Origin of the sequence: Thalassomonas sp. RHCl1 (assembly GCF_947387555.1) — a bacterium.
Lineage (GTDB): Bacteria > Pseudomonadota > Gammaproteobacteria > Enterobacterales > Alteromonadaceae > Thalassomonas.
The window spans coordinates 196,116-211,663 of sequence record NZ_CANDNZ010000002.1 but is presented as its reverse complement, the minus strand read 5'-3'; the positions used below and the strand labels follow the sequence as shown (position 1 = coordinate 211,663).

Annotated in this window: 11 protein-coding genes; all 11 read right to left on the bottom strand. The window is 46.4% G+C overall.

What is annotated here, in order from left to right:
- Window positions 1-104: 104 nt before the first annotated feature.
- Window positions 105-2,474, bottom strand: coding sequence for an MMPL family transporter (locus tag QL234_RS06990; protein ID WP_281557123.1), 2,370 nt, complete (start codon window positions 2,472-2,474; stop codon window positions 105-107).
- A gap of 4 nt (window positions 2,475-2,478) precedes the next feature.
- Window positions 2,479-3,489: a YCF48-related protein gene (locus QL234_RS06985; protein WP_281557122.1), complete on the bottom strand. Its 1,011-nt coding sequence runs from the start codon at window positions 3,487-3,489 to the stop codon at window positions 2,479-2,481.
- Between the two features lie 87 nt (window positions 3,490-3,576).
- Window positions 3,577-4,941 (bottom strand): DUF1329 domain-containing protein, encoded by a 1,365-nt coding sequence (locus QL234_RS06980; RefSeq protein WP_281557121.1) that lies wholly within the window; start codon window positions 4,939-4,941, stop codon window positions 3,577-3,579.
- A 12-nt stretch (window positions 4,942-4,953) separates the two neighbouring features.
- A complete protein-coding gene (locus tag QL234_RS06975) occupies window positions 4,954-7,029 on the bottom strand; it encodes a DUF1302 domain-containing protein (protein WP_281557120.1) in 2,076 nt (691 codons plus the stop codon).
- A 322-nt stretch (window positions 7,030-7,351) separates the two neighbouring features.
- Complete coding sequence (locus QL234_RS06970; protein ID WP_281557119.1) at window positions 7,352-7,567, bottom strand: DUF2835 domain-containing protein; 216 nt, start codon at window positions 7,565-7,567, stop codon at window positions 7,352-7,354.
- Between the two features lie 3 nt (window positions 7,568-7,570).
- On the bottom strand, window positions 7,571-10,141 hold the full coding sequence (gene pepN / locus QL234_RS06965; RefSeq protein ID WP_281557118.1) for an aminopeptidase N: 2,571 nt from the start codon (window positions 10,139-10,141) through the stop codon (window positions 7,571-7,573).
- A gap of 123 nt (window positions 10,142-10,264) precedes the next feature.
- Window positions 10,265-11,716 carry a Na+/H+ antiporter NhaC gene (gene nhaC / locus QL234_RS06960; protein ID WP_281557117.1) on the bottom strand — a complete coding sequence of 484 codons (1,452 nt, stop codon included), beginning with the start codon at window positions 11,714-11,716 and terminating at the stop codon, window positions 10,265-10,267.
- Between the two features lie 285 nt (window positions 11,717-12,001).
- Window positions 12,002-14,035, bottom strand: a complete 2,034-nt coding sequence (gene prc / locus QL234_RS06955; protein WP_281557116.1) for a carboxy terminal-processing peptidase — start codon at window positions 14,033-14,035, stop codon at window positions 12,002-12,004.
- Window positions 14,036-14,050: 15 nt separating this feature from the next.
- The gene (proQ, locus tag QL234_RS06950) at window positions 14,051-14,695 is read right to left on the bottom strand and encodes an RNA chaperone ProQ (RefSeq protein ID WP_044831626.1); all 645 of its coding nucleotides are present in this window, start codon (window positions 14,693-14,695) and stop codon (window positions 14,051-14,053) included.
- Between the two features lie 27 nt (window positions 14,696-14,722).
- Window positions 14,723-15,004, bottom strand: a complete 282-nt coding sequence (locus tag QL234_RS06945; protein ID WP_044831627.1) for a hypothetical protein — start codon at window positions 15,002-15,004, stop codon at window positions 14,723-14,725.
- Window positions 15,005-15,006: 2 nt separating this feature from the next.
- On the bottom strand, window positions 15,007-15,465 hold the full coding sequence (locus QL234_RS06940) for a GAF domain-containing protein (RefSeq protein ID WP_281557115.1): 459 nt from the start codon (window positions 15,463-15,465) through the stop codon (window positions 15,007-15,009).
- Window positions 15,466-15,548: the final 83 nt, after the last annotated feature.

Sequence of the window (15,548 nt, the reverse complement as noted above, 5' to 3'; positions counted from 1 at the left end):
CTTTCGGCCATTTTCTTGTTTATTTATGCAGGAAAGTGATTAAAAATTTTTTTTCTTATCACCTGAAAAGTTACTGCCGCAATTACAGGCAAAACGCCGGTAACTTATCCGACCACCTGCTGCTCTACTTCTCCCCCGTCCTGCTTGTTTTGTTTGGGTGCGGCCAGTTTTTTATCCGGCCACAAGAAGGTGGCAATGGCAGGTAAGACGATAACCGCCGCCAGCATATTCACCAGGAACATAAAGGTTAACAGAATACCCATATCCACCTGGAATTTCAGATCCGAGAAGAACCAGGTAGAAACGCCTATTGCCAGGGTAATACCGGTAATAAGCACCGCACTGCCCCGCTCTTTGAGCGCTTCGAGATATGCCGTTTGAATATTGTCGCCGTTTTTCAACCTGATACTCATGGTAGAAAGAATATAGATACCATAATCCACGCCGATACCGACCCCTAAAGCGATCACCGGCAAGGTAGAAACCGTCAGGCCAATATCCAGGGATGTCATCAGCGCCTGTGCCAGTGTCGATACTATATACAAAGGCACCACCACGGAAATTGTTGCCCGAACGCTTCTAAAACTGATCAGACACAATAAGATCACCGCACCATAGACATATAACATCATAGGGATTTGCGCCGCTTCCACCGCTTCATTGGTGGCCGCCATGACTCCCACCGGACCCGAAGCCAGTTTGAAGCTCAGCTCATCATGGCCTAATTCACTTGAGGCAAGCTTGACCGCATCTACTACACGGTTAATGGTTTCGGCCTTGTGATCTTCTAAAAATAAAATCACCGGCATCACGCTACAATCGGTATTGAGTAAACCGCTGTTGGTGGGTACCCGGGCAATAGATTGCACCAGGCTTTGCTGGTTACGGGACAATACCCGCCACTTAGGGTTGCCTTCGTTGTAACCGGCATTAACGATTTTCGCGATCGATGCCAGGCTAACCGCCGATTGCACCCCGGCGACATTTTCCATACGCCACTGGAAGCGGTCAATCACATCGAGGTTTTTATGATAGGTACAGGCATCCGCCTTGGTTTCCACGATCACCGACATATAATCGACACTGATGGCATATTTATCCGTGATCAAAAAGGTATCCTGGTTATAACGCGAGCTTTCATGCAATGCAGGCGCACCGGCATGCAACTCGCCGATTTTCATGTTTTGGGCATAATAATAACCAAAGGCATATAAAACTGTCGCCAGCACCAGAATTACCGTTGCCGGTCCCCTGCTGGCAAATTTTGCCATCGCAGTCCAGACGGCAGAGTCCTTGTTTTCAGGCTGCTTATTTGCCTGCTGGCGTATTTTCAGGTAAGACACCAATAGCGGCAGTAAAATCAGGTTAGTCAGGATAATCATCGCCACACCAAGGGAGGCAGTGATCGCCAGCTCACGGATAATGCCGATATCAATGGCCAGCAGGGTCATAAAACCTACGGTATCGGATAACAGCGCCACACCGCCTGGAATAAGTAAGGCGCGGAAACTGTTTTGCGCCGCATCTTTAGAGCTATAACCCATGGCCACCTGTTTGACCACGGAATTGATCATTTGCACCCCATGGCTGACCCCGATGGCAAAAACCAAAAACGGCACCAGAATCGACATCGGATCCAAGCCAAAACCTAAGGTGGATAACATACCCATTTGCCAAATCACGGCAATCAGCGAGCAGACAATAGGTAAGATGGTCAAGCTGACGCTATGGCAGAAGAAATACACCATAATCGCGGTTATGGCGATAGCGATCCCAAAGAAAGTGACCACCCCTTTGGCGCCTTCGGCCACATCACCGACCATTTTAGCAAAACCGATGACATGGACACTGATATTGTCTTTTTCAAACTCCTGACGCACTTCCTGCTCAAGCTGCTCGGCAAATTTAAGCGTATCGAGTTTCTCACCCGTTTGCGGGTCGATTTCCATCAATGCAGATTTGACCATGGCACAGCTGTAGTCATCGGCCACGATACGTCCGACGATACCCGCCTTTTCGATATTGGCTTTCACCACTGCCAGGCCCGCTTCGGTGGGCTGGAAATCGGCGGGGATCACAGGGCCGCCGGCAAAACCGTCTTCGACCACCTCAACAAAACGCGTGCTGGGGGAGAACAGGGATTTTACCTGGATACGGTCAACCCCGGGAATAAAGAATAATTTGTCATGCACCCCTTTAAGGGCGGAAAAAAACTCCGGGTTAAAAATATCCCTCCGGGTGTCGCAAACAGAGATCAAGATATTATTGGCGCCGCCGAAATCTTTCCTGTGTTTGAGGTAAGTTTTCATATAGCTGTGGTTTAATGGGATATTCTTGGTAAAGGCAGCATCAAGTTTTATTTGTGTCGCCTGGAACAATAAAAATACGGTGGCGGCAAGAAAAACACATAACACAGCTAAACGATGGCGAAAAATACCAACTTCTAAACGATTGAAAATAGTTATTTTACTCATGTCTCTACTTCATAATTGTGATTGTTTTGATGCCTACGTCTGAGACCGCCACCAGCTTGCCTTTAAACCAGACACCGGCGATCAGGGCCTTACCGTCTGCTTGCGGCCTCAGGGTAAAGCTCACCCCGTCATCCCGGCTTTCAAGCAAGGCGCCGTTATTACCGAGCAGTAAAATACTTTCTTCTCCTGCCAGGACAATAGAGTTGATCAAAGCGGTAGTACCGGTATCGACATGCTGCCACGGCGTGCCGTTTTTCAGGCTGCGAAACACATTGCCCCTCAGGCCCGCCACTAAAAGATTGCCTTGCTGGGTGCGGGTTAAATCAAAAAATGATCCCTGGTAAATTTCTTCAAAAGTTTGCCAGGAGACACCAAAGTCATTACTTTTGGCGATCAGCCCGATTTCCCCCACCAGGTATAAGGTGCGGCCGTCCATAAAAATACGGTTAAAATGCGGCAGGATGCTGGAGATTTCATCGAGATAGGCTTCTTCATCTTCCTGTTTCAACTCTTCGATATAATCCGCATCGTCCGGATGTAAAAATTCATCATGAAACTCAAAGGTCCAGCTTTTACCGCCGTCCTGGGTACGGTACAACTGGCCGTAAGCCCCGACTGCCAGGCCGTGATTCTCATCTTTAAAAACGATATCGAGCAGAGGTTTTTCCCGCTCGGGTAAATATTGTTGTATGTGCCAGCTTAAACCGCCGTCTTTACTGTGCAAAATACTGGCATCATGACCGACCGCCCAGCCTGATTGTTCGTTAACGAAATAAACGCTGGTCAAAGTGGACTGCACCGGCACCTGGGCTTGCTGCCAGTTATTGCCGTCAGTTGATGTTAAGATATGACCATGCTCACCCACGGCCACCAGTTTATCAGCTCCGGCACTGACAATATCAAGTAATAGCGATTGGCTGGCCAAAGGCGCCGGCTCCGAGGCGATAGGCGCAGCAGAAGCTTGGGATAAAAAGCTGCTAAGACAAAACAGGGAAAGGGCTAAAAAACGCTTCATGAAAATCCAGAATAAAAATAATAAACGATTAATAAAAAAGGTAAAAAAACGGTTGGCAGTTGCCAACCGTTTCCATCGGGCGCGATTTTAGCGGCGCCCTTCTCTTCTTAATGCCGCCGGTGTGAAGGATTTCTCTTTCATTTCTGCAGAGAAGTCATACATATTGGCTTCATTATCTAAGCCCATCGCGATATAACGACGAGATTGCAAGTCATGGAAGACTTCCAGTGTAGACCATTGGGTCGGAACTTCATAATAGTTGATGCCATGGGCGACACCAACGCGGTAAAGCTCATCACGGTTATCGTAAATATCCGTTACCGCAATTTGCCAGCTGTCTTCATCGATGAAGAACACACGTTTTTTGTAGGTATGGCGGGTATTGGCTTTCAAGTCAGCTTCAACCACCCAAACCCTGTGCTTTTCATAACGCACCAGATCAGGATTGATATGACCGGCTTTTAACACATCATCATACTTGATTTGGTCGCTGTGCAGGCGGTAGTCGTTATAAGGAATAAGTAATTCCTTTTTCCCTTTTAAAGTCCAGGTATAACGATCCGGCGCGCCGTTAAACATATCAAAGTCATCTGTGGTGCGCAGGCCATCAGACGCTGTACCCGGTGCATCATAAGCAACATTCGGCGCACGACGTACCCGGCGCTGACCTGTGTTGTAAGTCCAGGCCTGACGAGGGGTTTTGATCTGATCCATGGTTTCATGAACCAGCAAGGCAGTACCGGCTAAACGGGCAGGCTCGGTCACTTTTTGCTTAAACTTAAACAAGATATTGGTTTGTTCAAGCTGCTCCGGTGACGCATCTTTTACGCCATAAGGCACCAATAAACGATCATCAAAGCCCATGTAGGTATAATCACCCGAAGCCGTTGGCGCCGCCTGTCCACCCTGACGGGTAATGGCTTCACCGCGGTAACGCAGGATATGGTTCCAGATGGCTTCTAAGCCGTTGGCGGGGATCGGGAAAGGAATACCGACTGACGCCTGTTTGATACCGTTACCTTCCTGTACCAGCTCGGCACGGGTGGCATTATCAAGTGTCGCCTTATAAACATGCTCGGGATACGAGGCTGAGCGACGTGTCTGATAGACATTCATTTTATAGCTATCAGGGTAGGTTTCAAATAACTTGATCTGTCCCGGAGTCAGCAAATCTTTATACTGGCCAAGGTTTTTCGAAGTTACCGCATAAAGTACTTTATCCCCAGGATACGGATCCGGGTGGTGGTCGCCGGGTTTAAAGCCGGCCGGTGCTGATTTAATACCACCGTCCCAGGCAGGAATCGAACCGTCGGCATTAGCGCCGCGCTCGGCACCAAAAACCGTTAATTCTTTATTTAACTTTGCCGCCTGTTCAGGCGATATCTTGGCCAAGGCTGCGCCACTGGTAAAGGCAAGCGATACGGCTAATGATAAAAGGGAAATATTTTTCATTGTTGGATGCCCTTAAATAGAATATTTAACACTAAAAGAAACAAAATCACGATCTTCCATCTGGTTGGTGGTGCCTACGCCATCAAAGAAGCTGTTGTAGCTGAAATCCGCTGACCAGCGGCTTTGATAGTCAAGCGTTACCCCAAGGGATACAGACTTGCGATCTTCGACAAACAGGAAGATAGGATCGGGTGTGATCCCCTGAACGTCATGAGAGAACACCATTTTCGGCGAAACATTAATCCCGGCAAAAACATCGTTATATTCAAGCTTAGTTACTACGCGGTAACCCCAGGCAAAATCATCCGGGAAAGGATTGGTTTCCACGCCGCCCTGCAGGGCATCATTTAACCCCGGTGCCGCTGCAATCACACCACTTCGTCCGGTGCCCGGACCATTAAGACGCAGTTCATCTTTATCCGGCATATCTTCAATGCTGATAGCACCAACTTCTAATAAGGTCGTGAACTGACTGGCACCTAAGGTCGGCCCGAACAAATGGGCAAAGGTCATTTGCGCCTGTATAGTATCAGATAAAATAAAACCATTGGCTTGTACGCCTGAGCCGTATGGATTACCTGTGCTGTCTACCATTTGTGAAACATAGTTAGTATCGTCTCTAAGACCGGCATTGTAGAGTTGTTGCGGCATAGCGGCGTATAACAGTTCTACATCATCGATTTGCAGCGGCTCGTCTTGACGATAAGTGATCTCACCGGAGAAGGCTGTGGTGCCTAAAGTTGAGTTCCAGCTTAACGCATACATATTGATGTCTTCAGGATAGGATAACAGTACCTGAGAGAAGGTATTTAAATCACTGTAGTTATCAATCGTCACAGGGCCGCTGGCAATGGTCGCCAAATCTGCGCCCATGGTTTCAGCGGAGAAATCTGCGGTTATCCCGGAGAATAACGGCCGGCGGCTGTGATAGTTAACATAATACAGGCTTAATTCGGTATCGTTAAATTCAGGCAGATACCAGGATAAACGTAAACCGTACTGGCCGCCGTCTTTAGGTTTTAACTCAGCTTTTGAGCCCGGCGCCCGTAAGGTTACCTTGGTAGGATACTGGACATAAGCTGCTTGTGCAGCCGCCATCTGCTCGGGATCACCTGAGCGAAGCATATCGCCGATTTCATTTAAGCCTTCAAGTAAAGAATCCAGATCTAAGTCAGGGCGACCGCCAAAGCCTAACTGGATATTATTGTACTGACCGCCGTCACCGGCAAAATCATTGGTGGAGAAGTAACTGCCCGGTGCAGGCAATACGGTTTTTTCCCACTCATACTGGTAATACAATTCAATATTGAAGTTTTCCGTGACCCCAAGTGAAGCCCATAAAGCACCAAAAGGAATAAAGGCTTCCTTAAGCTCTGCCCCTGGCGCTTTCAGGCGGGCAAAATCTACCGGGTTTATTTCACTTAAGCCGTGGGAGATCAAGGCACTTTCACCCCAGCTGATCACCTGCTGACCCAGACGCACCGATAACGGCATCTCGCCAATTTCAAAATCGCCGTAAACAAAGGCATCAAGTAAACGGACATCGCGACAGATTTGCTCACGCGCTTCCTTGTCACGACAAGGATCGTTGGTATTGCCGTTAATAGGGTTATCCCAGGCACGGCTTTCATCCATCATCTCAAAATCATAAAAATACATACCGCGCACGAACAGGCCAAAATCACCATTGCGGATATCCAGCTCGTGGCTGCCTTTGATCATTTTTGAAAAGGTTTCACCGGAGTCGTAATTGAGGTTACCGTTATCACCGTTGTTGGAGTAGTTCCCTGATCCGAGCCAGATATCTCTTTGGCTCAGCCCGCCCGGTTCGTTATTAAAGGCGGCATTGTAACTGCTAAAATCAAAACCATTTTTCAGGTTGTTTGACTTAGCGACATTGTCTGACCAATTCCTGTCTTCTACGCGCCAACTTGAGCCTGCCGTAAAGGTAGAGTCAAAACTGATGTCAAAGTCGCCCAATTGGAAATTAGCCGCGGATGCTTGACTCGCCGCGAAAGACATTAAAGCGGCGGTAATACTCAAAGCCAATGGCTTTTTATAAAACTTATCGCGCGGATGATGTTTCATTCATTCTCTCCCCAGTCCCGAAACAATTATTCTTAGTTCTTACTTTTTATTTTTCTATCCCACTTTTGTGGATTAAACAATAATTGCATCATTTGCGTCATGAGGCAAGACCAAAACACATTTGTTAAGGCACTGTATTTTAATGACTTGCATTGAAATTAATCGGAAAGCTAAAACACTGTTTAAAACACCCGTTTAAAACAATATAGCTTTTACTGGTTTCAGGACGATTAAGTGAAGGAATTAGCCGCTATTTCTGCTGAAACAACGGCTGATATTATTTCTATGATGGTCTGACCACCGTTTAAAGCATATACTCTAATTATCTCAGTTTGGTCAAAGATAAAAACTTATTATTCTGGGTTTCCATACAGAAATAACCCCGAACCCCAGATCTGGTCAGGTATTTTCTGATATGCATCGCAGGAAACTGGATTCTTTGTCCTTGTGTGCTGGTAACGATCAGCGAGTGGATCTGCCCCTGATAATAGGGCAGAAACTCCTCGCTGGTCATATTAATGGAAAAATAATACTTCATTGTTTAATTTAATGCCGCATCCAGTTTTTCCAGCAGATCTTTGGATAATTGCGGCAAAGCGCGCAGTACTTTTAGCTGCTCCAGCATCAGCTGCTGGCGCGGGAGATCATATTCCTTATACTGGATAAGCGGCGTGATCAGACGTGATGCCACCTGCGGATTGATTTCATTAAGCCTTTTTATTTGCTCTGCCAGGAACTGGTATCCCCGCCCGCTTTCACAGTGGAAATATTGCGGATTCGCGCTGACAAAGGCACCGATCAAGGCCCGCGCCCGGTTCGGGTTTTTAATGCTAAATAACGGATGTTTAAGCAAGGCCACCAGCCGTTCAAAGATATCGTCACTATTTAGGCTGGCATTGATGGTAAACCATTTATCCACCACCAGGGGCGTATCGTGCCATTTACTTTCAAAAGCGGACATCTGGCTGTCAAAGGCCGGCAAGTTGTTATATGCCGAAGCATTAAGCGCCGCTAAGGTATCTGTCATATTGGCGGCACTGCTCAGCTGAGCCTCGACCAGGGTATCGGCCCCGGGTAATACCGCCAGATAGGATAAGCAGATATTTTTCAGTGCCCGATTACCGATAGCTTGTTGATGGCTCAGGCCCGTTTTTTCTACGCTGCTGTGATAACAGGCACTTAATTGCTCCTGCAGGCCATTGGCTAAAAAGCTTTTTAACGTTTTCAAAGCATTGACCAGGGCAAGCGGGTCTACCTGGTGAATTTGGTCGACGACCTCGCCAAACGCGGGCAAAGTCAACTGTTCGGCGGTAAAAGCCGGATCTGAATCATTTTGTAAGATTTTGCTGAAGATAGTGATCAGGCTCGCCGGCAGTGCATAACCCGGCTCTAACACCAGCTTATGCAGATAACGGCTTAACAGTTTTTGTCCTGCATCCCAGCGACAAAAGCCATCGCTGGCTGCCAGCATCAACACTTCCAGCGCCAGGTCCGTTTGTTCAAAATCCACTTTCACCGGCGCAGAGAAGTCTTCCAGCAAAGCCACCACAGGTTTTGCCTGGTAATGCTCAAAGGTCCAGGTTTGCTCCGGCTCGGTTAATTCCAGTAACTGCCGCTGGCCAATGCCTGAATCGGCATCAATGAGCTCCATCTTCACCGGAATGTGCAAGCAACTCAGCGGTGAAGACAATTCACCCGCCTGGTTATGCTGGCTGATGGTCAAATGATATAAGTTCGCTTCGGGGTCGAAGCTTTCACTGACTTTCAGGTGCGGTGTACCACTTTGGCTGTACCAGCGCTTGAACTGAGTTAAATCAACCTTGGAGGCATCTGCCATAGCATTGACAAAATCATCGCAGGTCACGGCCATACCGTCAAAACGTTCAAAATATAATGCCATGCCCTTGGCAAAGCCCTCTGCCCCGAGCAGGGTGTGGATCATGCGGATAACTTCAGAGCCTTTTTCATACACGGTTAAGGTATAGAAATTATTCATTTCCATCACTTTTTCCGGCCTGATCGGGTGCGCCATGGGGCCGGCATCCTCGGCAAACTGCTGCGATCTCAGTACCCTGACGTTCTGGATACGGCTCACCGTTTTAGAATTCATATCCCCGCTGAACTGCTGGTCGCGAAAAACCGTTAAACCTTCTTTTAAACTCAGCTGAAACCAGTCCCGGCAAGTCACGCGATTACCGGTCCAGTTATGGAAATATTCATGGGCGATCACAGCTTCAATATTATAGTAATCCACGTCGGTGGCGCTTTCCGTATCCGCCAGCACGTATTTACTGTTAAAAACATTCAGTCCTTTGTTTTCCATCGCTCCCATATTGAAAAAGTCGACCGCCACTATCATATAGATATCTAAATCGTAGGCCAGGGAAAAGGTTTCTTCGTCCCAGGCCATGGCATTTTTTAAAGAGGCCATGGCATGCTCGGCTTTGGCCAGGTTGCCTTTATCGACAAATATTTCCAGCGCCACTTCTCGGTTTTCTGATGTCAGATAACTGTCTTGCAGCAAATCGAAATCGCCGGCCACCAGGGCAAACAAATAACTGGGTTTGGGAAAAGGATCATGCCACTGGACAAAATGTTTGCCGTTATCCAGCTCTCCCGAGGCAATTTTATTGCCGTTTGAAAGTAAATAGGGATACTTGGTTTTATCGGCGATGACTTTACTGGTAAAAACAGCCATCACATCCGGACGGTCCAGATAATAGGTAATCCGCCTGAAGCCTTCTGCTTCACACTGGGTGCAAAAGGCATCACCTGACTTAAAGAGCCCTTCCAGGGCAGTATTATCCTGTGGATTTATTTCAGTGACTATGGTTAATTGGAATTCATCCGCCTGTACCGGAATTTCCAGCCCGGTATCCGATAAATAATAATCGCTGGCTGACAGCAAGCAATCATCGAGTTTTACCGAAAGTAAAGTCAGATGCTCGCCATCAAGGATAAGCGGCTCTTTACCACTGCCCTGGCGTTTCACCGACATCACACTGGTGACTTTAGTGGCGGTATCATCTAATTCAAATGTTAAATCGATAGTGGCAACGGTAAAAGCTGAAACTTGGTAATCTGCCAGATAACGTGGGGTAAATTCACTCATAAATAGGTCCCTGAATACGGCCAGTCAGTTGGCCTTGATGAATATTATTTTATAAATAAACAAGCTGAAAAACAAAAAACCTGCATAACACAGGTTTTTGAATAAATATTTACTTTAAAAAAATTAGCTGCCTTTCACCAATTTTTTTATCTTAAATCCGATCATGCCATAAACTATCGCCAGCATCGGGTTGATCAGGTTAAAGAAGCAATAGAAGATATATTCCAGCGGATTGACCATCAACACGCTCGACATATAGGCGCCACAGGTATTCCAGGGAATAAGCGGCGAAGTAATAGTGCCCGAGTCTTCCAAGGTACGGCTTAACACCACAGGATCCAGTCCCCGGCGCTGGTATTCTTCTTTATACATACGCCCGGGCATCACAATCGCCATATATTGATCTGCGGTGATCAGGTTAGTACCGATACAGGTAGCAACCGTACTGGCAATCAGGCTGCCGGTTGATTTCGCAGCAGCAAGAATAGACTCCACCAGCTTACGCAACATGCCTAAATGCTCAAGCACAGCGCCAAAACTTAAAGCACACATGATCAACCAAATGGTCGTCAACATGCTTGACATGCCGCCGCCACTTAACAGCTTGTTAAGCTCGGCATCGCCGGTTTCAATCGCTACGCCGTCAAAAAAAGCGGTCCATACCACCATAAGATTCCCGGCAAACGCTTCTGTGCCCTCGCTGGCCAGGCGCATGATCAGGTCTTGCTGGAACAATACCGCCCATACCCCCCCCAACAGCGCACCGATAGAGACCGCGGGAAAAGCCGGAACTTTTTTAATCGCCATCGCCAACAGCACCACCAGGGGAATAAGGTTAAAAATACTGAGGTTGAACTGCTGCGCCAGTTGGGTATTCATCATATCAATGGCATTGGTATCGGCGCTGGAGGTTTCAGAAAAACCAAGAATGAGAAATATCACAATTGCCGTTGAAATCGAAGGCACTGTGGTCCATAACATATAGCGAATATGGGCAAATAACTCGCTGCCGGCAACAGCCGGGGCCAGGTTGGTGGTTTCAGAAAGCGGCGAGATTTTATCGCCAAAATACGCCCCGGAAATAACGGCTCCCGCGGTAATGGCCGGTGATAATCCCAGGCCCTGTGCTATGCCGAGCAAAGCAACACCTATGGTAGCCGCCGTCGTCCAGGAGCTGCCGATACTCATGGCCACTATGCCACAAATAATACAGGCGGCAGCATAAAACCAGCTGGGATCCAAGATTTTCAAACCATAATAGATCATGGTCGGGACAGTGCCGGATAATAACCAGGTGCCGATTAGTGCTCCAACGGACAGTAAAATCAGCACAGCCCCCAGGGACAATGAAATACCGTTCACTACGGCTTTTTCCATTTCACGCCAGCTGTGGCCGTTCTTTATCCCTATAACCATCGCCAGGCCCATACTGATCAATAAGGCAATCTGGTTGGGACCATAAGATGAATTATCACCAAAGTAACCTACTGCAGTAGCCAACATGGCCACCAAGGCTAATACCGGGATCAAGGTATCGACCATACTGGGAGATTTTTTCAAAGGAGTGTCTGTCATGGTTATATTGAAACCTTCTTATACTTAATTATTATTGAAGTCATAGCAAGCACACATAAGGAAATGCTCTGTCAGTGAGCCTTTTCTTGTATGTGTTGGTATCAAAGCCTGCTTAACATGCCTAGTCTCTTTAAAGAGTGCAAGTGCTTTCTTTATTATTTACTTCGCAGCTCAGGTGGTTAATGCAAGATTTGGTAAATAACTATTCTTCTTTTGTGGATATTTCTTATGATGCAGATAAACAAAAGCCGCCATGGCCGGCGGCTTTATACGCTATTACGCCCGTTATTTTTTAGCAACTTTCCCTAACGAAACCAGATCAAAAGTGATTTTGGCGGTTTCATCTAAGAAGGGATCCAACTCATCAAGCTCATCCGGCAAATCATCTAAAGATTTCACTTTTTCCATCTTCATCGCCACTAACCTTTCGTTAGTGCGCGCCAGTTGCTTCACCTTGCGCTCTTCCCTTTTCGCTTTACGCTTGGCTAAGTTTAACGAGATTGTTTTATCATCTTTTTCGGCCTGATAGACCAAGATATCATCTAACAGATAGTTAAACTCTTTATTGCTTTTAATCCGCTCTTTATGCAGGGAGTTCAAGTAAGCCAGGTCCGAACTGAGATCGTTGAGCTTGGTATACTTGGCCTGAGCAATTTGATCCCAGGGCAGTGCATTTTCTTCCCGGCTTTCTCCCCAATCCTCAGGGTCAACCGCTGACGGATATTCAATATCAGGCAGGACTCCCCGGTGTTGAGTGCTGCCGCCATTGATACGGTAGAACTTGGCAATAGTAAACTGGATGCTGCCAAAAGGTTTATCATAAAGATCGTAAACCCGGCCCAGCCCCCTGTGCTGCTGAACGGTTCCTTTACCAAAGGTATGTTCACCGACAATCACACCGCGGCTGTAATCTTGAATAGCGGCAGAAAAAATTTCTGAGGCCGATGCACTGTAACGGTCCACCATTACAGTTAACGGCCCGTCATAATAGCTATAACCGTCTTTATCGCTGTTTACCGATACCCGGTTAGCGCCATCCCTTACCTGAACCACAGGTCCTTTATCAATAAAAAGACCGGTAAGCAAGGTCGCTTCGGTTAATGAACCGCCACCGTTACCACGCAAATCAACAATAATACCTTCTACTTGCTGGGCTTTTAGTGAATCCAGTTCTTTTTTAACATCACGGGAAAGGTTATTATAAAAACTTGGGATAGTGATCACCCCCAGTTTTTTACTGTTCACATCACCGGCTTTTTCATAATAAACTTCAGACTTGGCCGCCCTGTCTTCAAGTTTAATGGTATCGCGGATAATAGAAACGATTTTGGTACTGGCATCGTCATCTGATTCTCCGGGTAATACCTGCAAGCGTACTTTACTGCCTTTAGGCCCCTTGATCAGTTCAACCACATCATCAAGACGCCAGCCGATAACATCGACAAATTCTTTATTATCCTGGGAAACCCCCACGATGCGATCTTTTGGTTTTAACTCATTGGATTTATCGGCAGGGCCACCGGAGACCACGCTTTGTATCACGGTATAGTCTTCTTCAGCCCTAAGCACCGCCCCTATGCCTTCAAGGGATAAGTTCATTTCCATCTGGAAACGTTCGGCATTACGGGGAGAAAGATAAGAAGTATGAGGCTCAACGACGCGGGCAAAGCTGTTCATCACAATTTGAAAAACATCTTCGCTTTCACTTTGCTTCAAACGTTTAATGGCATATTTATAACGCTTAGATAAAATTTCCTGAATTTTCGGCCATTCCTTCCCCGCCAGGGTCAGGTTAAGGGCATCGTATTTGACCTTTAACCGCCACAATTCATTTAATTCGGCTTCAGATACCGGCCAAGGCGCCTCTTCCCGGTCAAAGCTGTAGACTTCATCTTTAGTGAAATCAAACGGTTTTTCCAGCTGGGTTAATGCATATTCATAGCGCTCTAAGCGGCGCTGCATATTGAGGTTATAAATATCATAGGCAACATCAAGTTGCCCGCGGGTGATCATAGTATCAAAGTCATGCCGGTTCTTTTCAAACGCGGCAATATCAGAGGCTATAAAAACATTACGGGCATAATCGAGTTGCTTGATATAACGATCAAAAATCTGCTCGGATAAATTATCGTTTATTTCAACAGGTTTATAATGGGCACGCGTAAATTGCGCCGTTATCCGCTTGGTAGCTGTTGCATGTTGACTTTCTGGTGCGAGAACGGGAAGTGAGTCAGCCTGGTTCTTGCTATCAAAAGCAAATAAATGCATGCTTGTTAATGACAAGGATACGGCAAGTGCGATACGACAAAATTTTTGCATGCCTGTTACTCCATATTATTCAGAATATATATTTTGGATTTGTGTTTTAACGACCATTCCTGAACCGAGTTGTACACTGATGTCATTACCTGCAATTTCGGTGATTGTCGCATCCATCGGCGCATTGCCTAATTGCACTTTTACATTCTTACCTACACTAATAGTAGCCGATTCTACCGGTTTCAGCGTAACCTTTTCTTTTTTTACAGGTTCACGTTTAGTCGCTTTCACCGCTTTAAATTTAGCCTTATGCTTTTCAGACGCAGACTCCTTCGCAGCAGGCTTATTTCCTTTATAAGGTTTTTTACCTTCTTTGTCTTTACGGTTTTTGTTACCAAATTTTTCCTGGCTTTCTTTTAAGGTTTTGCTGGCATAATCTGCCTGAGCCTGATCGATTTCTTCAGCATGATTACCTTCCAAGTCAATACGGAAGCTACCTTTTTTAATCGACTTTAGATAGCGCCAGCTGCTGGTGTAATGGCGAAGCGCCTGGCGAAGACGGGTTTTACTGACAGTTTCGTCATCAGCTAGCTTTTGTGCCAATTCCTGAAAAATACCAATTTTTAATGGTTTCGCTGCCCCTTCTACAGAAAAGCATGCGGGAAATTTTTCTGCTAAATAGGCAATTAATTCTTTACTGCTAGTACGTTTAGTTTCCATAAATACAATTTAACTCAAAATAAAAATTTAATCCTGAAGATACTGATCCCGGTTTTCCAAAACATGTTGGCACCAGTCATAAATATCATCCGTTTCTAAATCGGGCAATTCTTCCTGCCCGATCCAAGTATCCCATACTCGCTCTAACAGCTGAGTAAGTACATTAGGTTCTATATCTTCTTCGGCACATGCATAAAGGGTATGATAAATTTCATTTAACCTCTCTGCTACCTGCTCTTCATTTCCTTCCCAATCCCCGACAACGGCTTCTGAGACCAAAAAATCATGAATGACAACAAATTCTTTCATCGTTATACCAGGCTCGACTCAAAGGTCTTCACCAGGGCTTCTAAGCCTGATTGGTCGTCAGCATCAAAACGTTCAAATCGGGTACTGTCAATATCTAATACTGCCACTACTTCACCTTCTTTTCTCACCGGCAGTACTATTTCAGCATTACTGGCGGCATCACAGGCAATATGACCTGAAAATTGATGGACATCGGCAATACGCTGAACCTCTCCGGTTTTAGCCGCGGTACCACAAACCCCCGTTCCTAAGGGTATTCTAATACAAGCGACCTTGCCTTGGAATGGCCCCAGCACTAATTCTTCATCGAAACGGCGATAAAAACCGACCCAATTTACCTCATCCAGGGCATCAAACAATAAAGCGGAGATATTGGCCATATTGGCGATGCTGTCGGTTTCTCCGGCAATAATAGCGCTCACTTGCGCGTTGAGCGTTTGATAAAAGTCAGCTTTACTCATCTATAAAAACCCCGTCAGAGTCAAAAAGCGCATAACATACCCTGTTCATGCTATAAATTAAAGCATTATCCGGTACGAGAACA